The 22,277-nt window shown below is 61.2% G+C and carries 24 protein-coding genes; 10 read left to right on the top strand and 14 right to left on the bottom strand.

Annotated elements, in window-relative coordinates; genetic code table 11:
• Positions 1–80: 80 nt before the first annotated feature.
• Positions 81–947, top strand: coding sequence for an rRNA adenine N-6-methyltransferase family protein (locus C1M53_RS20520; protein ID WP_129413908.1), 867 nt, complete (start codon positions 81–83; stop codon positions 945–947).
• Between the two features lie 2 nt (positions 948–949).
• On the opposite strand, the gene C1M53_RS20515 is transcribed toward C1M53_RS20520, so the two are convergent.
• Positions 950–2,125, bottom strand: a complete 1,176-nt coding sequence (locus tag C1M53_RS20515; protein ID WP_129413907.1) for an MFS transporter — start codon at positions 2,123–2,125, stop codon at positions 950–952.
• Between the two features lie 232 nt (positions 2,126–2,357).
• Here C1M53_RS20515 and C1M53_RS20510 point away from each other — a divergent pair, with 232 nt between their 5' ends.
• Positions 2,358–2,711, top strand: coding sequence for a helix-turn-helix transcriptional regulator (locus C1M53_RS20510; RefSeq protein ID WP_129413906.1), 354 nt, complete (start codon positions 2,358–2,360; stop codon positions 2,709–2,711).
• 56 nt (positions 2,712–2,767) lie between these two features.
• Here the strand turns inward: C1M53_RS20510 and C1M53_RS20505 are convergent, their stop codons facing one another.
• The 5 genes from C1M53_RS20505 to C1M53_RS20485 all read right to left on the bottom strand — a co-directional run bounded on the left by C1M53_RS20505 (position 2,768) and on the right by C1M53_RS20485 (position 6,040).
• Positions 2,768–3,814: an extracellular solute-binding protein gene (locus C1M53_RS20505; protein WP_165358195.1), complete on the bottom strand. Its 1,047-nt coding sequence runs from the start codon at positions 3,812–3,814 to the stop codon at positions 2,768–2,770.
• Between the two features lie 101 nt (positions 3,815–3,915).
• Complete coding sequence (locus tag C1M53_RS20500) at positions 3,916–4,107, bottom strand: hypothetical protein (protein WP_129413904.1); 192 nt, start codon at positions 4,105–4,107, stop codon at positions 3,916–3,918.
• Positions 4,108–4,245: 138 nt separating this feature from the next.
• Complete coding sequence (locus C1M53_RS20495) at positions 4,246–4,443, bottom strand: hypothetical protein (RefSeq protein WP_129413903.1); 198 nt, start codon at positions 4,441–4,443, stop codon at positions 4,246–4,248.
• 18 nt (positions 4,444–4,461) lie between these two features.
• The gene (locus tag C1M53_RS20490) at positions 4,462–5,568 is read right to left on the bottom strand and encodes an OmpA family protein (RefSeq protein ID WP_129413902.1); all 1,107 of its coding nucleotides are present in this window, start codon (positions 5,566–5,568) and stop codon (positions 4,462–4,464) included.
• A 106-nt stretch (positions 5,569–5,674) separates the two neighbouring features.
• Positions 5,675–6,040 carry a hypothetical protein gene (locus C1M53_RS20485; RefSeq protein ID WP_129413901.1) on the bottom strand — a complete coding sequence of 122 codons (366 nt, stop codon included), beginning with the start codon at positions 6,038–6,040 and terminating at the stop codon, positions 5,675–5,677.
• 245 nt (positions 6,041–6,285) lie between these two features.
• On the opposite strand from C1M53_RS20485, the gene C1M53_RS20480 reads away from it, so the two are divergent.
• The 4 genes from C1M53_RS20480 (at position 6,286) to C1M53_RS20465 (ending at position 9,532) form a co-directional block, all read left to right on the top strand.
• Entirely contained in the window at positions 6,286–7,359 is a 1,074-nt protein-coding gene (locus C1M53_RS20480; RefSeq protein ID WP_129413900.1) for an ABC transporter substrate-binding protein, read from the top strand.
• Between the two features lie 131 nt (positions 7,360–7,490).
• Positions 7,491–8,249, top strand: coding sequence for a hypothetical protein (locus C1M53_RS20475; protein ID WP_129413899.1), 759 nt, complete (start codon positions 7,491–7,493; stop codon positions 8,247–8,249).
• A gap of 95 nt (positions 8,250–8,344) precedes the next feature.
• Positions 8,345–8,968 carry a hypothetical protein gene (locus C1M53_RS20470; protein ID WP_245488225.1) on the top strand — a complete coding sequence of 208 codons (624 nt, stop codon included), beginning with the start codon at positions 8,345–8,347 and terminating at the stop codon, positions 8,966–8,968.
• Between the two features lie 267 nt (positions 8,969–9,235).
• Positions 9,236–9,532, top strand: coding sequence for a hypothetical protein (locus tag C1M53_RS20465; protein WP_129413898.1), 297 nt, complete (start codon positions 9,236–9,238; stop codon positions 9,530–9,532).
• Between the two features lie 219 nt (positions 9,533–9,751).
• Here the strand turns inward: C1M53_RS20465 and C1M53_RS20460 are convergent, their stop codons facing one another.
• The 4 genes from C1M53_RS20460 to C1M53_RS20445 all read right to left on the bottom strand — a co-directional run bounded on the left by C1M53_RS20460 (position 9,752) and on the right by C1M53_RS20445 (position 11,583).
• Positions 9,752–10,003 carry a hypothetical protein gene (locus tag C1M53_RS20460; RefSeq protein WP_129413897.1) on the bottom strand — a complete coding sequence of 84 codons (252 nt, stop codon included), beginning with the start codon at positions 10,001–10,003 and terminating at the stop codon, positions 9,752–9,754.
• A 36-nt stretch (positions 10,004–10,039) separates the two neighbouring features.
• Entirely contained in the window at positions 10,040–10,318 is a 279-nt protein-coding gene (locus C1M53_RS20455) for a DUF982 domain-containing protein (protein ID WP_129413896.1), read from the bottom strand.
• 130 nt (positions 10,319–10,448) lie between these two features.
• Complete coding sequence (locus tag C1M53_RS20450) at positions 10,449–10,880, bottom strand: hypothetical protein (RefSeq protein WP_129413895.1); 432 nt, start codon at positions 10,878–10,880, stop codon at positions 10,449–10,451.
• Between the two features lie 106 nt (positions 10,881–10,986).
• Positions 10,987–11,583, bottom strand: coding sequence for a TetR/AcrR family transcriptional regulator (locus C1M53_RS20445; RefSeq protein WP_165358194.1), 597 nt, complete (start codon positions 11,581–11,583; stop codon positions 10,987–10,989).
• Positions 11,584–11,695: 112 nt separating this feature from the next.
• On the opposite strand from C1M53_RS20445, the gene C1M53_RS20440 reads away from it, so the two are divergent.
• From C1M53_RS20440 to C1M53_RS20430, 3 genes are all read left to right on the top strand, one after another.
• Positions 11,696–12,706, top strand: coding sequence for an NADP-dependent oxidoreductase (locus tag C1M53_RS20440; protein ID WP_129413894.1), 1,011 nt, complete (start codon positions 11,696–11,698; stop codon positions 12,704–12,706).
• 151 nt (positions 12,707–12,857) lie between these two features.
• The gene (locus C1M53_RS20435; protein WP_129413893.1) at positions 12,858–13,520 is read left to right on the top strand and encodes a dihydrofolate reductase family protein; all 663 of its coding nucleotides are present in this window, start codon (positions 12,858–12,860) and stop codon (positions 13,518–13,520) included.
• A gap of 197 nt (positions 13,521–13,717) precedes the next feature.
• The gene (locus C1M53_RS20430; RefSeq protein ID WP_165358193.1) at positions 13,718–15,025 is read left to right on the top strand and encodes a tetratricopeptide repeat protein; all 1,308 of its coding nucleotides are present in this window, start codon (positions 13,718–13,720) and stop codon (positions 15,023–15,025) included.
• Positions 15,026–15,089: 64 nt separating this feature from the next.
• Here C1M53_RS20430 and C1M53_RS20425 read toward each other — a convergent pair whose 3' ends face one another.
• Together C1M53_RS20425 and C1M53_RS20420 are read right to left on the bottom strand one after the other, a co-directional pair.
• Complete coding sequence (locus C1M53_RS20425; protein ID WP_129413891.1) at positions 15,090–15,356, bottom strand: hypothetical protein; 267 nt, start codon at positions 15,354–15,356, stop codon at positions 15,090–15,092.
• A 95-nt stretch (positions 15,357–15,451) separates the two neighbouring features.
• Positions 15,452–16,780 carry a S8/S53 family peptidase gene (locus tag C1M53_RS20420; RefSeq protein WP_129413890.1) on the bottom strand — a complete coding sequence of 443 codons (1,329 nt, stop codon included), beginning with the start codon at positions 16,778–16,780 and terminating at the stop codon, positions 15,452–15,454.
• A gap of 361 nt (positions 16,781–17,141) precedes the next feature.
• Here C1M53_RS20420 and carB point away from each other — a divergent pair, with 361 nt between their 5' ends.
• Positions 17,142–20,630 (top strand): carbamoyl-phosphate synthase large subunit, encoded by a 3,489-nt coding sequence (gene carB / locus C1M53_RS20415; RefSeq protein ID WP_129413889.1) that lies wholly within the window; start codon positions 17,142–17,144, stop codon positions 20,628–20,630.
• Positions 20,631–20,722: 92 nt separating this feature from the next.
• On the opposite strand, the gene C1M53_RS20410 is transcribed toward carB, so the two are convergent.
• Positions 20,723–21,880: a hypothetical protein gene (locus C1M53_RS20410; protein WP_129413888.1), complete on the bottom strand. Its 1,158-nt coding sequence runs from the start codon at positions 21,878–21,880 to the stop codon at positions 20,723–20,725.
• An 89-nt stretch (positions 21,881–21,969) separates the two neighbouring features.
• Positions 21,970–22,212 carry a hypothetical protein gene (locus tag C1M53_RS20405; RefSeq protein ID WP_129413887.1) on the bottom strand — a complete coding sequence of 81 codons (243 nt, stop codon included), beginning with the start codon at positions 22,210–22,212 and terminating at the stop codon, positions 21,970–21,972.
• Positions 22,213–22,277: the final 65 nt, after the last annotated feature.

The following is a 22,277-nucleotide window of genomic DNA, read 5'->3' as shown; positions in this document are numbered from 1 at the left end:
ATACGCCGCTCTCAAAACTGGGTTATGTTTGCGGCGGTGTGGATATCGTGTCCACGCCGCCGCAAGGTTTGCAAGAGACCATGACACGCGTCGCCGAAGCCCGCCGCTTCTATGCCAGTCTGCTTGCCGCGAATGCCGGTGCGCAGGATCCGCGCCTGGAAGAGGCCCTTGCCACCATCCCGCGCGAAGACTTCCTGGGTCCAGGCCCATGGACGGTGATCGTCATTCCCTGGACATCCGGCCGTCGTGCCATCGAAACACCGAGCGCCGATCCGGTCCATCTCTACCAGAACCATCTGGTGGCACTGGATCGCGACAAGGGCATCAACAACGGGGAACCGTTGCTGCACGCAATGTGGATGACGAAGGTAGCGCCGAAACCTGGCGAGCACATCACCCATATCGGTGCCGGCACCGGCTACTACAGTGCTATCCTGTCCAGGCTCGTGGCCCCTGCCGGCAAGGTGACGGCCTATGAATACGAGGTACATCTCGCCGCCCGTGCGACCGACAACCTCGCTGGCTATGACACTGTGAACGTGGTGCACGGCGACGCCGTGCATGCTGAATTGCCACCGTCGGACATCATCTATGTCAATGCCGGCGCCATTGCTCCGCCTGCTTCCTGGCTGCGGGCGCTGAAACCCGGAGGACGGCTGGTCTTTCCCTGGCGGCCGGCGGAAAAGATCGGCCTTGCCGTCTTGGTGACGCGACTGGAAAAAGGCTTTGCCTGCCAGCCCTTCATGCGCTCCTGGTTCATCCCCTGCGTGGGCGCCTCGGACGCTGGACCAGACGGTGCGTCGTTCAAGATACCGACGTCCGAGGAAGCCAAACGCAGCCGTTCCGTCTTCATCACGAAAGAAAAGGCTCCCGACGCAACCGCCACCGCCATCTTCGGCGATGTCTGGTTCTCGTCGAAGAGCCTCGATGGCAAGCGGCCCGCCTGAGTCTATTCGGCCGGCATCGCCGACGGTCTTGCGACACGCAGGCTGAGCAGCAGCAAACCGAGACCGGCGAGCGGGAAGAGTGCCGCGGCGATACCGAGATCGACCGTGCCGCCATATTGCAGTACCACGCCACCGACCACCGCTCCCAGCGCGACGCCAAGATAAAGCGCCGACGCATTGAGGGAGAGCACGATCGGTGCAGCATCCGGCGCCAGTTTCACGATGCGGCTGGCCTGTGCCGGCGGAAAAGCCCAGCCAATCAGGCCCCAGGCGGCGATCAGCGCGAACAGCGCGGGACCGGCAACCGGACGCGGCAGAACCGGCACTGCCGAGATCAACGCCAGAACGATGGTCACCAGCCCGAACGACCACGCGACCGTGCGCGTGGCACCAAAGCGGTCGGCCATCTGGCCGCCCGTGATGTTGCCGAGAACCGCACCGATGCCGAAGGCGAGCAGCAGGCCCGGCAAGGCGAGTTCACTCAGACCCGCGCCTTCGATCGCCAGCGGCGCAATGTAGGAGAACACCGTGAAGGCACCGGTCAGGATCAGCAGGGTCTGGACAAGGATCGGCAGCACGCCAGGGCGCAACGCTGCCCGCAACCGCTCACTGAGCGGCAAACGGGTGCCAACCAGCCCGCGTGGCAGGCGCCAGGCCAAGACAAGCCCCGCCAGCGTGCCCAGTGCGGCCACCGCAAAGAAGGTGCCGCGCCAGCCGGCGAAGGTTCCCAGAAGCGCGCCGAGCGGTGCCCCGACTGCCACCGCAATGGTCGTGCCGCCGACCACAACGGAGATGGCGCGCGCACGGTGATGCGCATCGACCAGCGCTACCGCCGTTGCCTGTGCGGTGGCGGCAAAGAGACCCGACGCCAGTGCCATGACGATACGCGCTGCAAGCAGCACCGCGAAGGAGGACGAAAGCCCGGCCACGATATTGCCGAGCACGAAGAAAGCCAGCGTCCACAGAATGATGCGGCGGCGGTCCCAGTCGCCGGTCAGTGTCGCCAGCACCGGCGCGCCGACCGCATAGGCCAGCGCAAAAGCGGTGATCAGCACACCCGCCACCGGCACCGAGATGCCGGCATCCGCGGCGATCTCCGGCAGCAGAGCGGAAATGACAAAACCCTCGGTCGAAATGGTGAACGATCCGAGCGCGAGCCAGTAGAGGCGCTTGTCCATGGGATATCCTTAGTTCAAAGAATATTGAACAATTGAACTTGTCCCGGCGGTTTGTCAATTGCTTGCAGCCAGGCCTTGTTCAAAAAACATTGAATATTTGAACAAGGCTTGGCGGTTTTTCAATTCCATGGCACAAGGCTCCTGCCAGCATCATGTCAGCGGACCGTTCAGGCGCGCGGTTTGCCGGCGCATTGAATCGGGCCGGAAACGCCCCTACCTTGAGCGCATGTCGATGACCCTGCCCCACCCAACCGCCGATCAGATCAGCCTGCCGCTGGTGCTTTCGGTGCTTGGCGACCCGACCCGTCTGGCCATCGTCGCCCACCTCGCCCGTTGCCAGGACGGCAAGGGACGAATGAACTGCAGCCGCTTCCTGGCGCTGGGCTCAAAGACCAACCTCAGCTACCATCTGGCCAAGCTGCGCGAAGCTGGCGTCACCCGCACCGAAGCGGTCGGTACGCAGCGCTTTCTCACGCTGCGCCGCGAGGACCTCGACCAGCGTTTTCCCGGTCTGCTCGACAGCATCGTTGCCGGTGCCGAACTCGCCGGAATTCCCAAGCTCGAGGACACGCTCGAAGTGGTGTAGGCCATCAGCCGTGGCGGCGTGATCGGGGCTGCAGGACGGGTTGGACGACGGCCGGACTACGCCTTGAACAGTTCGTTGTAGATTGCGACCCATTTCGCCAGCGGCTCGCCGGCATCCGCGGGCGTCATCATCCTGTATTTGAAGCCTGCAGTAACCGGACTGGTTCCTGGCTCCTTGGGCGGAATGCGCGGATCAGCGGGCGGATAACCTGCGTCACGCACCAGCCCCTGCCCTTCCGGCGAGCAGAGATATTCGATGAACAGCCTGGCTGCGTTCGGGTGCGGCGCATTCTTGGCGAGGAAGATCGCGCCGAGATGGCCGACAAATGGCTCGGTTCGCGCCGCTTTCACCGGCGCTCCCTTGGCGCGGCTGATGTAAGTCTGGTGATTGTAGATCATCAGACCGATCGGATATTGGCCGGCGATAACGTTATCGAGGACCACGCGCTGGTTGCCGGGGACGTTGACGATTTTTTGCGTCGACAGGCGCTTCAGATAGTCCATGCCCTTTTCGTCGCCCATGATGTCCAGCACATTGGCGATGAAGCCGGCAGGACCCGACAATGCAGGCGTGTCTGCCCAAGCCATTTTGCCGTGCCATTTCGGATCGAGCAGGTCCTCGTAGCCCTTGGGGGCTTCCTCTTCGCTGACGAGATCGGTGTTGTAGCCCGTGGTCAGGTAGATCGAATAGATGGCGGTGTAGTAGCCATCCTTGTCCTTCATATCCGGAGAGAAGGAAGCGGCATTGGATGGCTGGAACTGACCGACAAGCCCGGAAGCCAGCAGCGGCGGAAACACCGCACCTGAGGAATCGAACAGGTCGGCCAGGTTCTGGCCGGCATTCGCCTCGCTGCGCATGCGCAGCACGGTCTCCGCTTCGGTGACCGACGTAAACCGCACATCGATGCCATAGCGCTGCTTGAAGCCGGCCACCACCGGCCGCACCAGCTGATTGACCACGATGCCGGTGTACCAGGTGATGCTGCCTTCCTCGCGGGCCCGCGCGACCAGAGCCTCGTCGGGCTCAGCGAAGGCCACTCCGCCCAGTGCGCCAACCGTCAGTGCGGAAGTAGCCGTAACCAGCAATTCGCGTCTCGTGAGCATACCAATTCCCCCCTTGTGTTGGCGTGGCGCCTGCGGGAATTGTCGGCCCGGGGAATTTATCTCGTCAAAGGAGTTTAGCTGGCAATGGCGGTGAGATTTACTCATCCCGCCTCGAAGATGCCCATGGGCAAGCTGGCGGCTTTCCAGTTGTCAGGACGAAAGGTTGATCTCTTCGACCTCGGGAGCGATCGGGATGGATTGACCGAATAGGAGTTCGACGTCAGCCCGCTGCCGGTGCAGATGATGATGCGCTCTTCCTTGAAACGCTCGAAAGTGGCGCGGGAAATCCGCATCGACTTGCCCTTGGTGTCGGCGGCTGCGACCTTGTTCGACCAGGGAAAATGGGGGATCGTCGCGACACGCTTGAGGAAACGCTTTTCCTTTTTCGCTCAGTTCGATCGAAAGCCAGAATTGTCCAGCAGGACACGTCCCTATTTGGCGACGGCCAGCACGATGGCGATCACCATGAGAAGCGGGCCCATCCACTTGAAATGCTTCATGAGATGTTCCCACCATCCCGATTGCCCGGGATTGGCCTGGATGGGGAACGCAAGCAACCCAAACCCCACCCCGGACATCCACAACCCGGCGCACAACATGATGAACTGATCGATATAGTCTGCGATCATTGTTCCAGAACCTTGCGTTCAGTTCGCCTTGACCAGGACCACGCGTCGGTTCTTGGCGCGGCCTTCGTCATTGTCGTTGGAAGCAATGGGCGCCATCATGCCGGCCCCCGCTGCTGTGAGCCGCTTTTCATCGATTTCGTATTTCGACGCCAATGCCGCCTTGACTGCCTGTGCGCGGCGCGACGACAGGTCGATGTTGTGATCGAAGCTTCCCTGGTTGTCCGTATGACCAACAACCAGCACGGCCATTTTCGGATCGTCCTTCAACAGGGTGGCGATCTCCTTCAAGGTGGGGTCGGACTCCGGCTTTATGTCGGCCTTGTCGGTATCGAAATAGATGCCGTAGAGCGAAATCGATCCCGTCGCCGACAGCGATTCATTCATCTTCGCGGCTTCGACGACCACCATTTTCTTGTCTCGTGCCTTGGGCTCCAAGACCTGGACAACCGCCACCGTGCGGCCGTTCAGTTCCTTGCAATAGAGGTCGTCAAGCACGGTGTAGGTCTGCACCGCGACATAGGCATCGCCGCCATCCTCCGGCACCTTGGCCGTGAAATAGCGCTGGTCGGTGATCGTCGACGCGAGCGCGCATTTGCCATTGCTGAAGTCGGCGTCCTTCAGGTCGCTGTCGTAAAAGAAGAACATGGTCAGGCTCATGTCGTTGCCGCCGCCGCTGGAAGCACGATCGGCAGCCCCGCCGCATTCTTCCTTCTTGCACTCGAACAACAGCTCGCCGCCTTTCTGGGCGATCACATCCTGGTAGTTGCGCAGCACTTCGAGCGGCGAGCGATCCGGCGGCAGGACATAGGCGATGCGGGTGAGAGCGCCTTCGGCCTCGACCTTCTTCTCAGGCGCGAACTTCCGGTTGTTGTTCTTGTCGCGTGCGTCCGGATCCTCGCTGGGCTTCAGCGCCGAGAGCGGCAAGCTGAAATCGGTATAGGCGAGCTTCTCGTAGGAGACGATGAAGGAGCCGTCATATCGTTTGACCAGCACGTTGTCGGAAGCGCCGTCAATGTCGGCCGTTGGATTGGTGGCGTCGGCAAGACCTGGGGTGGCGGCGATGACGAGAGCCGACACCATGGCGACGGAAAGAGCGGCAATGCGGGTGAAAATCCGGTTGTTCATGCTTCCCCCAAAACGATGAAAACGGCTCGTGGGCAGAAGATCACACCGCGCGCTACCCGACAAGCAGACCTGCCGCCTCCCATCATTGGCGCAACCTGACACTAGGCTAGTACTGGGCGATGTTCTTGAGCATCGGCACCACGAAGATCGACACCGCGGCCAGCCCGAAGACCCACAGGGCGATGGGCCCGAAGAACACCACCGGCATCAGGATGGCCCAGGGCGCGTGAGGCATGATTTTCTTGCGCAGCGCGTAGGCGGACAAGACCAGGCTGTAGGCGCCGCCGATCGTGGTTGTGAGGGCTACGAAGGAGACGATGGCCGCCAGCAATCGCGCCAGGACCCCATACTCGAGTATCTCCGGACTCCACGCGAACACCGTCACGGCCGTGCACAACGCCGTCCAGGTGAAAACGGTCAGCGCCGTTCTCAGGAAGTCCAGATAGTCCTTGGCAACTTCGTCCTTGGTCATGTGCCTGCTCACTGCTTTCGACGATTCCACGGCTACCAGATGCCGAAACAGCCCACGGCTCGCAAGGAAAAGCGCAAGCCGGATGAACCACGATCCGAAACTATGCGCACGGCCCGGGGAGACCCGCATCAAGGGCTTCATGAAACCGGAGCCCACTGTACCGGCCAGGACACCGATACAGATTGTCAAATTTGTACTGCACTGTCCCTGTCCATTCCGGCAAAGCCTCCCTTAGACAGCAACGCATGAACACGATTGACAGGTCACCCATCCGGATCGGCGCCCTGGCTCCGCTGACCCCGCCCGGCTGGGTTCAGGCAGGCCGGCACCTGCTCGGCGGGCTTGAACTGGGCATCGACGAAATCAATGCCGCTGGCGGCATCGCCGGAAGGTCGCTTCAGCTGGTGGTGCGGGACACTGCCGCTGATCCCCGGAAGGCGGTGGCGGCGGTGGATGAACTGGCAAGCCTCGGCGTGGCTGCCCTGGCAGGAGAATATCACAGCGTCGTTGCGCGGGCTGTTGCTGCCAGGGCCGATGCCCTTCGGCTGCCCTTCCTCTGCTCGTCCGCAGTGCTCGACACGCTGACCGAGCAGCCGACGCAATGGATCGCGCGGCTGGCACCGCCGCAGTCACGCGGCTGGCAGGTCTATGCGGACTTCCTGCTCGCGGCCGGCCACAGCCGGATCGCACTGGCGCTCGACCAGAGTGTCTACTGGGCTTCAGGTGCCCGCATTCTGCGGGACTGTCTCGGCCGGCATGGTGGGACCGTCGTCGAATTCGACGCGCGTGCCCTCGCTCCCATGGCGCTTTGCGACGAGCTCGTCGACAATCGCGCAACCGCACTGCTGCTTCTGGCCGGCTACCCTGAGCCAGTGACCTCTCTCGTCAAAGCCGTCCGCCAGCTCCTGCCTGAAATCCTGATCGGTGCACCGGCCGGGCAACCGGAATTTGCCGAATTCGCGACAATGCCGGGAGGTGCGGCAATCCCCTTCCTGCGCTATCTGCCGGAACACCTCGCCCCCCTCGGCGCACGTGTCGAAGCAGACCTTCGCCGGAAATTGTCGGAGACGCCCTCGTTCGTTGCTTTCGAAGGCTACGACACCATCGCTGTCCTCGCAGAAGTGCTGCGTTCCTCCGGCACGGATCGGGATCATATGGCCGAAGCCTGGCCAAACATCGCCGTCGAAGGCACCCGCGGGCAAGTCCGGTTCTCGCGCACGCCTGGCATCGACGTATGGCAATGGACCTGGCCTCCAATACAGGTCGCGGAACGGCACCCCGCAGACCCCGATCGCTTTCGGGTTCTTCACAACGGCTGAGCCGGCGCCATCTCATGCAACGTTACAGGCTGCATCACGATGTGCTCAGCCGCCCACAATCCCGCCCTCCCTTTGCCCGAAACCGGACCTAGGTGACGATTCCATGACTGTTTTGCGACAGGAGAGAAACCGTGGCGACAGGTCTCCAGGGCGGTCATTCCGCCAACATCGGTCTTCCCCGCGGGATGGATCAATTCGGGCTCCTGCTGGGAGCGTTTCTGGTTGTCGGCATCGTGACGGTGGCCGCTGCCTTTGTCGCGGTCGAGGCGCCGGATCTTCGCCCCTTGCTGCTGCAGGAAGATGGTATCGTCGAAATGGCCACTGCGATTTTCTTCGCATTGGCCGCGTTCGGTGCCGCCGCTTCCGTGGCACTGTGGGGAATGCGGCTTCCGCTGCTGTTGGCGGGACTGGTCGGCTTCGCCGAGCTGATGGACGAAACCAGCTTCGGGTCGCGCCTGTTCGGCTTCCAGCCGCCGCCGCTCTATGGGGGCGGACAACTGGATGGCTTCCACGACCTGCTCATCGTCGTCTTTCGCCTGGCACACGACCTCGACCCGCTTCTGGCCTGGCTCCTGGTGGGTTTGCTGCTTGCTGCCTCAGTCGCGTTGACGATTTTTGTCGCGACGCAGTTGCTCAGGGGATTCCGGGGCGATCCGAGACATCTCTCGAGCCATACGCTGTTTCTCGCGCACGTCGCCTTCATCGGCCTGGCGCAGGTCATCGACATCTCCGCATCGTCCTCGCATGCGCTTTCGGCGATGGAGGAGGTCTTCGAGCTTGACGCCGCAATCCTGCTTGCCTTCTACGTTCTGCAACAGGCTCGCCTGGCGCAAGTCCGGCTAAACCACGTAGCGGTTTTGCGTCCGGAACTGCATAAAACTGGGAGCTAAAGCGTTTCCGGGAAAACGGAAACGCTTTAGCGTGGGACCATCAATCACCAGACGATCGCAGTCTGGTTCTACTCAGCGAAAACGCGGGAAACACGATGCATTTGAAGGCCGCTCGTCTGATCACCCTGGCCGTCAACATCGGTCTGGCGCTCCCGCTCTCGGCTGCCAGTGCAGCCGAAAACGTCGAGACCATCGTTCTGATCCGCCATGGCGAAAAGCCGCAGCAAGGGCTCGGCCAGCTCAACTGCCAGGGTCTTAACCGGTCCCTGCGGCTGCCCGGCGTGATCAAGGCGCGTTTCGGGGTTCCCGCCGCCATTTTCGCGCCCAATCCGTCAGACCAGAAGACAGACAAGGGCACGGCCTATGATTACATCCGGCCGCTTGCCACGGTCGAGCCGATGGCCATCACCTTCGGACTGCCTGTCAACGCCGGCATCGGTGTCGAGGATATCGCAAAGCTCAAGGACAGGCTGGAAGACAAGGCCTATGCGAATGCGCTTGTTGTCGTTGCCTGGGAACACAAGCAGCTGGTCAAGCTGGCGCGCAAGATCATGAAGGATCACGACGGTGATCCCGACGTCGTGCCCAAATGGCAAGGCGATGATTTCGACGGTATCTATGTCGTACGGCTCACCCGCAAGGACGGCGACACCACCGCGACATTCCAGACCGCAAAGCAGGGTCTGAACGGCCTGCCCGAGACCTGCCCCGACCGTTAGAGCGTTTCCGTTTTTTACGGAACCGCGGAAGCGCTCCAACTCTCTGTTCTTACGCAATTCCGAACCGAAAACCGCACGCACTTTTCCTGGAATTGCTCCAGGCTGGATCGCCGCCTCCTGAATATGCCCGCACCGACGGTGAAACGGTTCACATCCAGCTTTCCGGCCTTGCTGTACACAAAGCATGCCCTGGCGGGGCGTGGACCGTGTCCCGGCATGAAGCACCGCCGGCCGGGGTCGGGATGGGATAGGTCACGGAGGCGGGCCATGGAACCGATGTTCTGGATAGCGGGAACCGTGATCCTTCTCATCCCGTTTGTGGGCACGCTGGCGATGCGGAACTGGCTGACCAGCTTGCTCGCCGTCGCCGTATTGGCCTTCGTGATCTCATGTTTCTGGATCTGGCAGGAGTACCGTTACGGGGGCAACGACAGCGCACAGGCTCTGGCCCGGATCGTCACCGGCATCTGGCTGGCCGGGCTCGCTGCCGGCTTTGCGCTCAACATCGGCCTGTTGTGGCTGCGCCACCGCAAACGCACGGCTTCATGGGTGCGTGCCAGATGACAGCACGCTGCTCGGAACACCGCGTCAGATCAGCGATGCGTCTACCAGGCCACCACCATCACCGTTGCCAGGCTCATGCCGACCACCAGGCAGCTCGTGTAGATTGTCCAGTAGAGTTTGACGGACATTGTCGTGTTCCCCTTATGAGAACGGGGAACGGCCGCAGCGGGCACCCGTTCCAAAAAGCTGCGTCAGTTGGAGCCTTTCGGAAAACAGCAGTCAGGCGTCGGACAAGGCGTCTTCCACCTGCGGCGTCACCGGTGCACTGATCGGCCTGTAGATGTTGGAGGTGAGGTCGCTGGAAGAGCGGATGAGGATGCCGTCGTCACGCAGCCGTTCGAACGTCGCCCGCGACAACCGCATTGCCTTGCCATTGGCATCCACGGCTTTCACCATGTTCGTCCAGGGGAAATGGGTGACTTCGTGCACGCGCTTGAGGAAGCGCTGCTCCTTTTCCGTCAATTCGATCATGAGCGTGTCTCCATCGCTGCAACGCGATTGACACCATCAGCGCGGCCAGGGCGCGCGCATGCGCAATGCACCAGCCGCCGGGTCGTCCGCGAGGATGCGATTGTTGTGGGCAAAGCGCTGGAACGCCTGCCGGGCTTCCTTGCCGGTGCGTTGCCCCATCAGTGCCTTGCGGCAGACTGCGATCGCGCCGGTGTGATCGAGGTCCGGGATGCCTTGCCAGTGGGTCAGGATGTCATAAGCGTCCCGTGCATTTTGCACATCGCGCGCATCGTCGATGCGGATGGGCACGGGACGGTCGAAATTCGGGTTCGCCATTTGTATGGGCTCCTCAAGTGGGATTTCATTCCACTATGAGAAACGGGCGAAAACTGGTTTGCCGTCGTCACAAATGAAGAACCGGCATCAGAGTTCGTGAGAAGGCAAACCTGAAAGATCGCGACGCGCGTCAGGCGCGATCCAGTTCATAGACGGTATATCCGTTCTCCTTGCCCTTTTCCCGGAAGCCGAGGACCCGGAACCATTTGGCGATCTCGGGGCGATCCGACCAGCTGAACGAATCGATCGGCAGATTGCCGCAAAGCGCCTGGATGCGTCGGATGTGCGCCTTGCAGAACCGGACGCTGCCGCGTGCGAAAAAGCTCTCATGAGCCGCGAACGCGGTCTGTGCGGTCTCACCGGTTTCCTGCCAGGCGATGATGGCAACGGGGTTTCCGCTTTCCAGCAACGTATGGGCCCGCCCCTCCTTGAGGCTCATCAGGAATTCATCCTTGGCGTCTTCGATGTTTAGCCCGGCCGCGGTGTACTGGTCGGCCATGCGCAGGGAGAGATTGCGAAAGATCTCGGCAAGATCGGCAGGGGTCGCTGTTCGATAATCCATTGCTCACTCCTTCTGGGAGCGGCGACGCTACCCGCCAGGGTGCCGCCGGGCAACCCACAATTGGCCGCAGCAGGGATAGTCGGTGGATGTCGGCCAGACGATCAGGTCAGGCGGATTTTTTCTCATACGGCTTCAGCGTCGTCGAGAAGATGCGCGTCAGCGCCGCGACTGCCTCCTCGCGCGTCAGACGGCCTGTCGCGGCATCCTGTGCCAAGGCTTCGGCGGCTCCGAGCAGGCCTTTGTAGAGCGCGCCGGCCAATGCGGGATCGAGATCGATCAGCCGGCCGAAGGCCCGGCGATAGCGTTCGACATAACCGTCACGCAGCGCCTGGCGAAAGGCGGCTGTCTCCTCCGTCGCGGCAAGCGCGGCAAAGGTCGCACCCATTTCGGGACCCATGTCGAGCACGCAGCCGACATAGGTCGAGGCGAAAATCTGCGCCACCGCTTCGACGGAATCGCCACCGGCGTCCAGCACCCTGGCCTGTGCCGCAAGCTGCCGGTCATTGTAGTCGTCGCACAGCGCGATCAGCAGCCCCGCGCGCGTGCCGAAATGCTCATAGGCGATCGGCTTGGAAACGCCGGCCTGTTCAGCCAGATGGCCGAGCGTCAACGCCTCGGTGCCTTCCTTGCCGATGACGTGGCGCGCCGTCTCCAGCAATTGCTGGCGCCGGTCTGCCTTGGCCAGCCTCTTCGTCTGGTTCATTTCCTGCACCGAATTCTTTTCGCGGCCTGCTTGAACGCCATGTCTGGCCGCTTATGTTACCAACAGTAAGTTACGTACAGTAGCTTACTGTCCGTAATATAGGAGAGACACGATGTCTGTTGTAGCCCAGGAAATTCTCTTGAACAGCCGTCCCACCGGCACCCCTACCCTCGATACGTTCCGTTCGGCCACGCGCTCCCTGCCTGCGACAGGCGATGGTCAGTTGCTCGTGCGGACACTGTGGATGTCGGTCGACCCCTACATGCGCGGCCGCATGCGCGACCAGCCGAGCTACATCGCGCCTTTCCAGGTCGGTGAAGTGCTCGAAGGCGCCGCCGTCGGCGTGGTCGAGGAATCGCGGACCAACGGCTTTGCCAAGGGTGACGTGGTGAGCCATTTCTCCGGCTGGCGCGACCACGCGCTGATCGACGCCCAGACAGCCACCAAGGTCGACCTTGCCGCCGCACCCGCCGAAGCCTGGCTCGGACCGCTCGGCGTTCCCGGTTTCACCGCTTTTGTCGGCCTCGAACGCTTCGGCGCGCTAAAATCGGGAGACACCGTTTTCATTTCGGCCGCGGCCGGCGCGGTCGGCTCGATGGCAGTCCAGATCGCCAAGGCCAAGGGTGCCCGCGTCATCGCGTCGGCGGGCAGTGACAACAAGGTCGCATGGGTGCGCGAGCTTGGTGCCGATGAGGTCATCAACTACAGGACGACCAAAGACCTGACCGCCGCGCTGCGCAAGGCCGCCCCGGAAGGCATCGACGTCTATTTCGACAATGTCGGCGGCAGTCACCTGGATGCAGCCTTGGCGGTCGCCAAGGATTCCGCCCGCATCGTCATCTGCGGCATGATCGCGGGCTACAATGACGAGTTGCCCTCCGAGACGATGCACCACCTGTCCGCCATCATCATCAAGCGGCTTTCGGTGCGCGGCTTCATCGTGCTCGACCACTACGATCTCTATCCGGAATTCTCCGCGGCGATGATCGGCTGGCTGAAAGACGGCAAGGTCAAGTCGCGCGACACCGTCTATGACGGCCTCGACAATGCCCCGAAAGCATTCCTCGGCCTGTTCAGCGGTGACAACACCGGCAAGATGCTGGTCAGGCTCGCCGATCGATAGCCCTTGCCAGACTGCCGTCCGGCCCGTTTGGCCGGACGGCAGTCCAATCATTCGTTTGCGATTTTTTTGCGCTTCCGTGTAGGAACGCCATCTGTCCATCCGTCCTAGGGCGGACTTCGGAATTGGCCGAGGAAAGATCCTGGAGACCATCATGAGAAAGATCATCGTCGCCACCTTCGTCAGCCTCGACGGCGTTATGCAGGCGCCCGGCGGCCCGCAGGAAGACCCGACCGGCGGCTTCAAATTCGGTGGCTGGGTCGCCTCGCATTTCGACGAGGAGCTGGGCGCGGCACTCGGCGAGATCTTCGGCCGCCCCTATGACCTTCTGCTTGGCCGCAAGACCTACGACATCTTCGCCGCGCACTGGCCCTTCATCAAGGACGGTCCGGACCAGGCGATCGCCGACAGCTTCAACAACATCACCAAATATGTCGCCTCGCGCTCGACGCCGCAGCTCGCCTGGCAGAAAAGCCAGCTGCTCGGTTCCGATGTCGTCGCGGCACTGAAGAAACTCAAGGCCGAAGACGGCCCCGACCTTCTGGTGCAGGGCTCCGGCGATTTCCTGCAGACCTTGTGGAAGCATGGCCTGGTCGACGAACTCAGCGTCCTGACCTTCCCGGTCCTGCTCGGCAAGGGCAAGAGACTGTTCGGTGACAGCGTCGCTCCATCCGAGCTGAAGCTGGTGAAGGCGAAGTCCTATCCGAGCGGCGTGATCGTGGCCAATTACGTGCCGGACGGTGAGGTCAAAACCGGTGACTTCACGCCCAGCCAGCCATCCGAAGCCGAACTGGAACGCCGCAAGAACCTGAACTGAGGTTGGATTGCCTCGCCGCCAGGCCGGCAAACGGGGCCTAGCATCCTACCGAACGGAGCGCTTCCACTGGAAACGCTCCGTTTTCGCGATGTACTAGGTCATCGTCAGGATCGTTTCCGGCTTGCTTTCGCGCGCCGCTCCGTGCCTGCTCACGGATGTGCGGGAAGGCGTTGGCCGATCGGTGGGAGATCGCGACAATGAGATGGCCAGGTCCGGCGCTTCTGGCGCTGGCACTCTTCGCATCCTCAGCCCTTGCGCAGCAGGCAGACCTCGACAGCCAGCTCGAACAGGAGAACATGCGTCTCCGCCTCGACCCCAACGACATCGTTGCTCATCAAAGGCGCGCCTCGATCTGGTTCCGCAAGGGGGACAATAAAAAGGCGATCACCGATCTCGACGAAGTGATCCGGCTGATGCCACGGCACGCCCAGAGCTACAACAACCGTGCCACCGCCTATCTGCGCATGGAGGAGCTCGACAAGGCGGTTGCGGACTACAGCCGTTCGATCGAACTTGGCTACGCCCGCGCCTACGGCGGCCGCGCCGCCGCCTATACACGGATGAACAAGTACGACCTTGCCTTCGCGGACCTGGACAAGGCGCTTCGGGCCAACCCCGACGATGCCGACGCGATCGGCAACCGCGCCATGGCCTTCGCGCAGCAACGGCAATTCGACCGCGCCTTCCCGGACTATGACAGGGCCATAGAGCTCTCCCCGAACAACGCCGTATTCTACGAAGGACGTGGCGACGCCCGGTTCCGGGTGAACCAGCCCGACAGGGCTATAGCTGATCTCAGCAAAGCAGTGGATCTCGACCCTGGAAACATCCAGGCCTATTTCACCCGCGGCAAGGCCTACGCGCAGCTCAACCGCCAGGATGAAGCCATTGCCGATTTCAACCGGGCTATCGAGCTGATCGGAAACCGGCGGGTGAAAGGTCACGCGATCATCTATGTCGCGCGGGCCAATGCCTACGCCTTTTCCGGTCACTCCGAGGCCGCCATCGCCGATTTCGACAAGGCGGTCGAGATCGATCCGGGTACCGCCATGGCGTTCAGCGGGCGCGGCACCATCTATGCGACGCTCAAGCAGTTCGACCGCGCTCTGGCCGACATGGACAAGGCCGTCTTTCTCGATCCCAACGATGCCGACATCTACAATTCCCGCGGCACGGTGTTGTTTCTGCTTGGGCAGTCGGACAAGGCGATCGCCGATCTGGACAAAGCCATCGACCTCAATCCCAAACAGTTCAAGGCCCACGTCAACCGCGGCGCGGTATACGCGACGAAGGGTCGTCTCGACGAAGCGATCGCCGACTACAACGAGGCGGAGAAGCTGCGGCCCACGGATCCCGAGCCCTTCTATCGGCGCGGTCTGGCCTACAGGCAGAAAGGCGAGATCGCCAAAGCCAGGGCCGATCTGAAAAAAGCGCTGCGCCTCATGCCGCACTTCCCCGAGGCAAAGCAGGCACTGGAGGATTTGAAAAGCGGCAACAGGAAATGAGATTCAGGTTCGCCAAGGATACCGTCCCGGCATAACGACGGTTTTCACTCGATGGCAAACCTGTCTATTTCCGCGTCGGTCCGAACGGCTCGATGCGCGGGTTGGAGAATGGGCCCTTCACCGCCTGGCCGCCCGTATCCGCGGTCGGACGTTGGCTGATGGCGGTTTCGTGGACCTGCACGGCATAGAGCCCCTTTTGCGGATCGAGCACGACCACGCCGAAACCCTTGTCCATCTCGGCAGCGGGCACGCCAAGCAGTTCGGCGGCCCGGTCGAGGCCGGGCTCGCCTTCGGGACAGGCAATGGTCATGAGCACCATGTCGCGGGACATATCCGCTCTATCTCTTCATCTGCCAAACGATCCTGGTCCGAAAAGCCTGCAATGTCCGCCCCGCCCCCGGCTTGCAGATCACGCACCGACGCCGGCTACAGTCCGTAATGCTCGGCCACCGGCAATGGATCGATGATCCCGGCGCCGTAGTCGTTGTTCCATCCGGACTTCGGCCAGGGCTGCTTCCGCGCCTCTGCCTTTATACGGTCAAATAGGTCGCGCGGCGAGACTTTGCTACTCGGCAGGCCGCTGCGGATCGCCGCGATACAGCCTGCCGCCACCGGGCTCGCCGTCGACGTGCCGGTATCGGGCGAGCCTTCGCCGAAAGCCTGCGAGCCGAGGAAATGGCTGTAGCTGGTGAGATCGGGTTTTTCACGCGCCATATTGGGAATGGCCGGCCCCTGGCTGGAATAGCCGAGGCGCGTGCCATCGATGTCGCAGGCGGCCAGAGTGAGCACGTCCGGATGTGCATTGGCGCCGCTGATCGAGTGGCGTGTCACGCCCTGGCAGCGCCCGCTCGGGCAGTCGGCACCGCAATTGCCGGCGGCGAACAGCACGTCGGCCCCTGCCCGCGCGATCGTGCCGACCATGATGTTGAACGGATGGTTCGGATTGTCGGCATAGCGGCCGGGATGGCCGGGCGGGAAATCCCAGCTCGGATGGTACATGCCCCAGCTGTTGTTGATGACCAGCGCCTTGTATTTCCAGTCCGGACCGGTGAGTTGCTGGTGCAGGTAGGAGAAGGCCAGCAGCGCGTCGCTCAGGAAACCGGCCATGACGCTGCCACCCGGCGTCTCCGACTGCAGGATCGGGAAATCGAGCAGGCTGCAGGCCGGCGCCGCGATCAGAGCGTCATAGGCACACATCGTGCCGTGGTCGACCGCATAGTCGCCGGGCGTGTTCCGGATGTTGGACGGCGCCCAGGAGATCTTCCTGTCGAGCTTCGGCGACATGCCATGCGCCTTCAGGTGCTTGATGTTGATGCCGGTGTCCATGATCGCGAGCGCGACATCCTTGCCCTCCAGTCCCTTGTCCCTGAGCCGGTCGAGCCCGAGCAGCCGGGCGACGTCCTCACGCGTGCCAACGGCATCCACGCCGCAATAAGGGTCCTTGAACATGCCGATCTGCGGATCGGCGAAGATCTGCACGCCACGGCCGGAACTGCGCACATCGTCGATGCGGTTGGCCTCGATCGTGCCGCGCACCGCAAAGACCGGCGCCTTCTCGATATGCGAGGCCGCCAGCCTCACCTTGCCCGGCGTGCGCGCCGCGATCGGCAGCGGTGGAAAGGCCGGATCGACCAGCAGCCCGCCCTTTTTGGTCGGGGCGGCGATCGGGTCGTAGCGTTCCCTTGAGAAGGCAAGCTGGCTGCTCTCCCGCACGAGAGCCTTGGCCGGAAAGGTGACGATGACGGACACGCGCATGACATGGGCCTCCTCGTTGCAGCGACCCTAACACAGGCCAAAGAGGCGTCGAGTAAACTTGGGCTCACATGCTGACACATGCCTGCCATCGACACGTGGCACGCCACCTCCTGCAACGGCATCCAAGGCCGGCGTTTTGTGGCCATCCGGCAAACAAGCGGATCGGCGCGGCAAAACGGCAACGGTATCGTGCATTTTCGGGGTTACATCGGCGAAAACTCTCCCCTATAAGGCCCGCCTAGCCTGATACAAGAATCCATCCTGCGCACCCTGGCCGGGCCTCTGCGACGCATCGTCATGCGAAACGGAGAATCCCCCGCCCCGGGTCTTCCGCGCAGGCTAGAATGAACGGACCGAACCCATGCCAAGACGCACCGACATCAAGTCCATCCTGATCATCGGTGCCGGCCCTATCGTCATCGGCCAGGCCTGCGAGTTCGATTACTCCGGCACCCAGGCGTGCAAGGCGCTCAGGCAGGAAGGCTACCGCGTCATCCTGGTCAACTCCAACCCGGCCACGATCATGACCGATCCGGAGCTGGCGGACGCCACCTACATCGAGCCGATCACGCCGGAAGTCGTGGCCAAGATCATCGCCAAGGAGCGGCCGGACGCGCTGCTGCCGACGATGGGCGGCCAGACCGCGCTCAACACGGCGCTGTCGCTGCGCCGCATGGGCGTGCTCGAGCGCTACAATGTCGAGATGATCGGTGCCGATGCGCATGCCATCGACAAGGCCGAGGACCGCTCGCTGTTCCGCGAGGCCATGGCCAAGATCGGCCTGGAGACACCGCGCTCGATGCTGGCCAACGCCTCGGCCGTCAAGGACGAGGACCGCAAGAAACACGAGGCCGAGCGCGCCGCGCTGAAGGCCTCGGGTGCCGCCAATCTCGACGCCGCGCTCGATGCTCTCGAAACGCAGTGGAACCTCGGCGAAGGCGATCGCAAGCAGCGCTACATCAACCACGCCATGGCGATCGCAGCCCAGGCGCTCGACCATGTCGGCCTGCCGGCCATCATCCGTCCGTCCTTCACCATGGGCGGCACCGGCGGCGGCATCGCCTACAACCGCACCGAATTCTTCGAGATCGTCGGCTCCGGCCTCGATGCCTCCCCGACCACCGAAGTGCTGATCGAGGAATCGGTGCTCGGCTGGAAGGAATACGAGATGGAAGTCGTGCGCGACCGCGCCGACAACTGCATCATCGTCTGCTCGATCGAGAACATCGACCCGATGGGCGTGCACACCGGTGACTCCATCACCGTGGCCCCGGCGCTGACCTTGACCGACAAGGAATACCAGATCATGCGCAACGCCTCGATCGCGGTGCTGCGCGAGATCGGCGTCGAAACCGGCGGCTCCAACGTGCAGTTCGCCGTCAATCCAGCCGATGGCCGCCTCGTCGTCATCGAGATGAACCCGCGCGTGTCGCGCTCCTCGGCGCTCGCCTCCAAGGCGACCGGCTTCCCGATTGCCAAGATCGCCGCCAAGCTTGCCGTCGGCTACACGCTGGACGAGCTGGAGAACGACATCACCGGCGGCGCCACGCCCGCCTCCTTCGAGCCGTCGATCGACTATGTCGTCACCAAGATCCCGCGTTTCGCCTTCGAGAAATTCCCCGGCGCCTCGCCGGTGCTGACCACGGCCATGAAGTCGGTCGGTGAAGTGATGGCCATCGGCCGCACCTTCCAGGAATCGCTGCAGAAGGCGCTGCGCGGCCTGGAAACCGGGCTCACCGGCCTCGACGAGATCGAGATCCCTGGCCTCGGCGGCAATGGCGGCGCCGACGACAAGAACGCCATCCGTGCAGCACTGGGTACGCCGACGCCGGACCGGCTGCGCATGGTGGCGCAGGCGATCCGCATGGGCACCTCGCTGGAGGAAGTGCATGCCATCTCCAAGATCGACCCATGGTTCCTCGAGCAGATCGGCGGCATCATCGCCATGGAGGCGCGCATCCGCGAGCACGGCCTGCCGGAAGATGCCACCAACCTGCGCATGCTGAAGTCGATGGGCTTCTCCGACTCCCGTCTCGCATCGCTGACCGGCCAGGACGGCGATGCGGTCGCCAAGCGCCGCGCAGCCCTCGGCGTGCATCCGGTCTACAAGCGCATCGACACCTGTGCCGCAGAATTCGCCTCGCCGACGGCCTATATGTATTCGACCTACGAGACGCCTTTCGCAGGCAGCCTCGCCGACGAAGCCAAGGTTTCGGACCGCAAGAAGGTCGTCATCCTCGGCGGCGGCCCCAACCGCATCGGCCAGGGCATCGAGTTCGACTATTGCTGCGTGCACGCCGCCTATGCGCTGCGCGAGGCAGGTTATGAATCGATCATGGTCAACTGCAACCCGGAGACGGTCTCGACCGACTACGATACCTCCGACCGCCTCTATTTCGAGCCGCTGACCGCCGAAGACGTGCTGGAGATCCTGCGCGCCGAAAAGGCGGCCGGCAGCCTGCACGGCGTCATCGTGCAGTTCGGCGGCCAGACCCCGCTGAAGCTGGCGGATGCGCTGGAACGCGCCGGCATCCCGATCCTCGGCACCTCGCCCGACGCCATCGACCTTGCTGAGGATCGCGACCGCTTCCAGAAGCTGCTGCACAAGCTCGACCTGAAGCAGCCGAAGAACGGCATCGCCTATTCGGTCGAGCAGGCCCGCACCGTTGCCGGCGAGCTCGGTTTCCCGCTGGTCGTGCGTCCGTCCTATGTGCTGGGCGGCCGCGCCATGCAGATCATCCACGACGAAGGCATGCTGCAGACCTATCTGCTCGACACAGTGCCGGGCCTGGTGCCCGAGGACATCAAGCAGAAATACCCCAACGACAAGACCGGCCAGATCAACACCCTGCTCGGCAAGAACCCGCTTCTGTTCGACACCTACCTGTCGGGCGCCATCGAGGTCGACGTCGACTGCCTGTGCGACGGCAAGGCCACCTTCGTCTCCGGCATCATGGAGCACATCGAGGAGGCCGGTATCCACTCAGGTGACAGCGCCTGCTCGCTGCCGGTCTATTCGCTGTCGACCGAGCTGGTCGACGAGCTGGAGCGGCAGACGTCGGCGCTGGCCAGGGCGCTCAATGTCGGCGGCCTGATGAACGTGCAATACGCCATCAAGGACGGCGTCATCTACGTGCTGGAAGTGAACCCGCGCGCCTCGCGCACGGTGCCGTTCGTCGCCAAGACGGTCGGCAAGCCGATCGCCAAGATCGCCGCGCGCATCATGTCGGGCGAAGATCTCGACGGCGCCTTCGCCCATTACGGCGAAAAGCCGGATCCGCGTCGCCCCGGCCATGTCGCGGTCAAGGAAGCCGTGTTCCCCTTCGCCCGTTTCCCCGGCGTCGATATCCTGCTCGGACCCGAAATGAAGTCGACCGGCGAGGTCATGGGCCTCGACCGCGACTTCGCCATGGCCTTCGCCAAGAGCCAGCTCGGCGCCGGCGTCGACCTGCCGCGCTCGGGCACGCTGTTCGTGTCGGTGCGCGACGAGGACAAGGCCGGCGCGCTGCCGGCGGTGAAGCGCCTGGCCGGCCAGGGCTTCCGGGTGCTGGCGACATCCGGTACCGCGCGCTACCTCAAGGAAAACGGCGTCGAGGCCGAGAAGATCAACAAGGTTCTGGAAGGCCGCCCGCACATCGAGGACGCCATCCGCAACCGCCAGGTCCAGATCGTCTTCAACACCACCGACGGCCAGAAGGCGGTGTCGGACTCCAAGTCGCTGCGCCGCGCCACGCTGATGCAGAAGGTGCCTTATTACACCACGCTGGCCGGCATGGGCGCTGTGGCCGAAGCGATCGCAGCACTGCGCGCCGGCTCGCTCGAGGTTCGGCCGTTGCAGGAGTATTTTTGAGCTAGGCGTTGTTTCCCGTATCGAATGGACAACACGTCTGAAAGACGAGAACCATTTAAGTAACAAAAGAATAGTTTGCACTCAATCGACAATTAGCCGCCAGGAGCATCGACAACATCTAACCTATTTTCTACAACGATCAACGGCTCACCTTGGAGGCGGTTTTTATTGCGACTATCTGCCTTCTTTTCGGAACCTTTTGCTACAGACTGCACAACACCTCGGCGTTTCTTTGGAGCGGGTACAAAATCTCGCTTAAAAACCTCGGCAAAGGCGGCCTGAAACGCGACGTCGTCTCTCACATGAAAAAATACTGGCCACTCTTCATACGCACGTTCACCAAACTCACATTCCGCGCCCATTTTTTTCAGCAACCTAACGACCTCGCCGACTTCCTCTCGAACTGAAGCTACACAAATCCGAAACACGTCGCTAACGACTGAGAAGTCTTCAGCATCCAAAAGCTGTCTTGCCTTGTTGTTGTCGCCAATCAATTTGTAAGCATTCGCCAAATTCACCAAGCAAACCAGTCGCCTCTCCTCCCGCTTTGCGCCATCCAAAAAGAAGAAAAACTCCAGTATTTTAATAGCAAGGGAGTAATATCCCCTCTCTATCATTTCAAATGCAATATCACCGAGAGAATCATCTTGCATTATCTTCGATGGCTTGTCGACTTTTCTCCAAATTACTTGTATTAATTTTACACCAAACTCAAGAATAGTCTCAAGGGAACTTCTAAAGTACTTGGGATTAGCAAGAAGCTCCTGCCCCTTACTGAATTTAGAATGACCACTAAACTTAAGCTTGGACGCCTTCTTCAGATACCGGTCATTCACAACCCCATTTGTATGCGTAAAAAGATTCCTCCTTTCAAAAATCTCCACAACTTTTGGCCAGTCTCCATACTCAGATTTTATCTCTTTCTTTATTCCTACCGCCTTTTCGACCCAAGAAATCTGCTCCTCGAAAGAATTTCTCATTGCGAGATCAATTTCTTTCTCGAGTATCATTTCTTTAAAATTAAGAATATCACTCAAATCAAAAACTTCTTTAACACTAATTTGCCTCTCACTAGAGGCCAATTTTGAAGGGTTGTCTAATAGAATTCTCTTTATCAACCTTGCCAAATGGTGCTCATAAGAACTCACTATTCCAATCATCAGCATTTTTGGTATTTGCTGACCAACCTCAGACGCTTTTACCGCGCTTTCTGAAATCTCGCTGCACTCTTTCCAATACCGCGATTTCATCTTGAAGACGGTTTTCGCATCCGTCTCTTCTGAAATTACCGAATTATCATTGAGAAAATTTAGAAATTCCCCGGATCTTATTGAATAACTCATAAAAGGAGATATTGAAGCAACAAATGGGAGTATTTCCACATATGAAAGCATTGATGTACAAAACAATTAAATATACTTAGATACTCTTCAGATGATTTGTTTTTCAGCTCGTTTTCATGATCTAATTCTAATTTCTGCTCATCCATATCATCTTTAAACTCCCCATCAGGAGAGATAATATGACCTACGGCTTGACCGTTCTTCTTATATACACAAACATAGAAAAACTCAGCTTCCATTCCCCCCCTCCGATCATGAATCGATCCCCCATTGAAGATTGATTCAGTTTCTATCTTATTTCTTC

The sequence above is a fragment of the Mesorhizobium sp. Pch-S genome (assembly GCF_004136315.1).
Taxonomy (GTDB): domain Bacteria; phylum Pseudomonadota; class Alphaproteobacteria; order Rhizobiales; family Rhizobiaceae; genus Mesorhizobium.
Note: the sequence above shows the minus strand (reverse complement) of the source record. Positions and strands in the feature narration are given on the sequence as shown.

Excerpts from the sequence above, each read along its gene's own strand:
- C1M53_RS20520 (WP_129413908.1), top strand. The coding sequence starts at position 81 with ATGACACGCGTCGCCGAAGCCCGCCGCTTCTATGCCAGTCTGCTTGCC.
- C1M53_RS20515 (WP_129413907.1), bottom strand. The coding sequence starts at position 2,125 with ATGGACAAGCGCCTCTACTGGCTCGCGCTCGGATCGTTCACCATTTCG.
- C1M53_RS20510 (WP_129413906.1), top strand. The coding sequence starts at position 2,358 with ATGACCCTGCCCCACCCAACCGCCGATCAGATCAGCCTGCCGCTGGTG.
- C1M53_RS20505 (WP_165358195.1), bottom strand. The coding sequence starts at position 3,814 with ATGCTCACGAGACGCGAATTGCTGGTTACGGCTACTTCCGCACTGACG.
- C1M53_RS20500 (WP_129413904.1), bottom strand. The coding sequence starts at position 4,107 with ATGCGGATTTCCCGCGCCACTTTCGAGCGTTTCAAGGAAGAGCGCATC.
- C1M53_RS20495 (WP_129413903.1), bottom strand. The coding sequence starts at position 4,443 with ATGATCGCAGACTATATCGATCAGTTCATCATGTTGTGCGCCGGGTTG.
- C1M53_RS20490 (WP_129413902.1), bottom strand. The coding sequence starts at position 5,568 with ATGAACAACCGGATTTTCACCCGCATTGCCGCTCTTTCCGTCGCCATG.
- C1M53_RS20485 (WP_129413901.1), bottom strand. The coding sequence starts at position 6,040 with ATGACCAAGGACGAAGTTGCCAAGGACTATCTGGACTTCCTGAGAACG.
- C1M53_RS20480 (WP_129413900.1), top strand. The coding sequence starts at position 6,286 with ATGAACACGATTGACAGGTCACCCATCCGGATCGGCGCCCTGGCTCCG.
- C1M53_RS20470 (WP_245488225.1), top strand. The coding sequence starts at position 8,345 with ATGCATTTGAAGGCCGCTCGTCTGATCACCCTGGCCGTCAACATCGGT.
- C1M53_RS20465 (WP_129413898.1), top strand. The coding sequence starts at position 9,236 with ATGGAACCGATGTTCTGGATAGCGGGAACCGTGATCCTTCTCATCCCG.
- C1M53_RS20460 (WP_129413897.1), bottom strand. The coding sequence starts at position 10,003 with ATGATCGAATTGACGGAAAAGGAGCAGCGCTTCCTCAAGCGCGTGCAC.
- C1M53_RS20455 (WP_129413896.1), bottom strand. The coding sequence starts at position 10,318 with ATGGCGAACCCGAATTTCGACCGTCCCGTGCCCATCCGCATCGACGAT.
- C1M53_RS20450 (WP_129413895.1), bottom strand. The coding sequence starts at position 10,880 with ATGGATTATCGAACAGCGACCCCTGCCGATCTTGCCGAGATCTTTCGC.
- C1M53_RS20445 (WP_165358194.1), bottom strand. The coding sequence starts at position 11,583 with ATGAACCAGACGAAGAGGCTGGCCAAGGCAGACCGGCGCCAGCAATTG.
- C1M53_RS20440 (WP_129413894.1), top strand. The coding sequence starts at position 11,696 with ATGTCTGTTGTAGCCCAGGAAATTCTCTTGAACAGCCGTCCCACCGGC.
- C1M53_RS20435 (WP_129413893.1), top strand. The coding sequence starts at position 12,858 with ATGAGAAAGATCATCGTCGCCACCTTCGTCAGCCTCGACGGCGTTATG.
- C1M53_RS20430 (WP_165358193.1), top strand. The coding sequence starts at position 13,718 with ATGAGATGGCCAGGTCCGGCGCTTCTGGCGCTGGCACTCTTCGCATCC.
- C1M53_RS20425 (WP_129413891.1), bottom strand. The coding sequence starts at position 15,356 with ATGTCCCGCGACATGGTGCTCATGACCATTGCCTGTCCCGAAGGCGAG.
- C1M53_RS20420 (WP_129413890.1), bottom strand. The coding sequence starts at position 16,780 with ATGCGCGTGTCCGTCATCGTCACCTTTCCGGCCAAGGCTCTCGTGCGG.
- carB (WP_129413889.1), top strand. The coding sequence starts at position 17,142 with ATGCCAAGACGCACCGACATCAAGTCCATCCTGATCATCGGTGCCGGC.
- C1M53_RS20410 (WP_129413888.1), bottom strand. The coding sequence starts at position 21,880 with ATGAAATCGCGGTATTGGAAAGAGTGCAGCGAGATTTCAGAAAGCGCG.
- C1M53_RS20405 (WP_129413887.1), bottom strand. The coding sequence starts at position 22,212 with ATGGAAGCTGAGTTTTTCTATGTTTGTGTATATAAGAAGAACGGTCAA.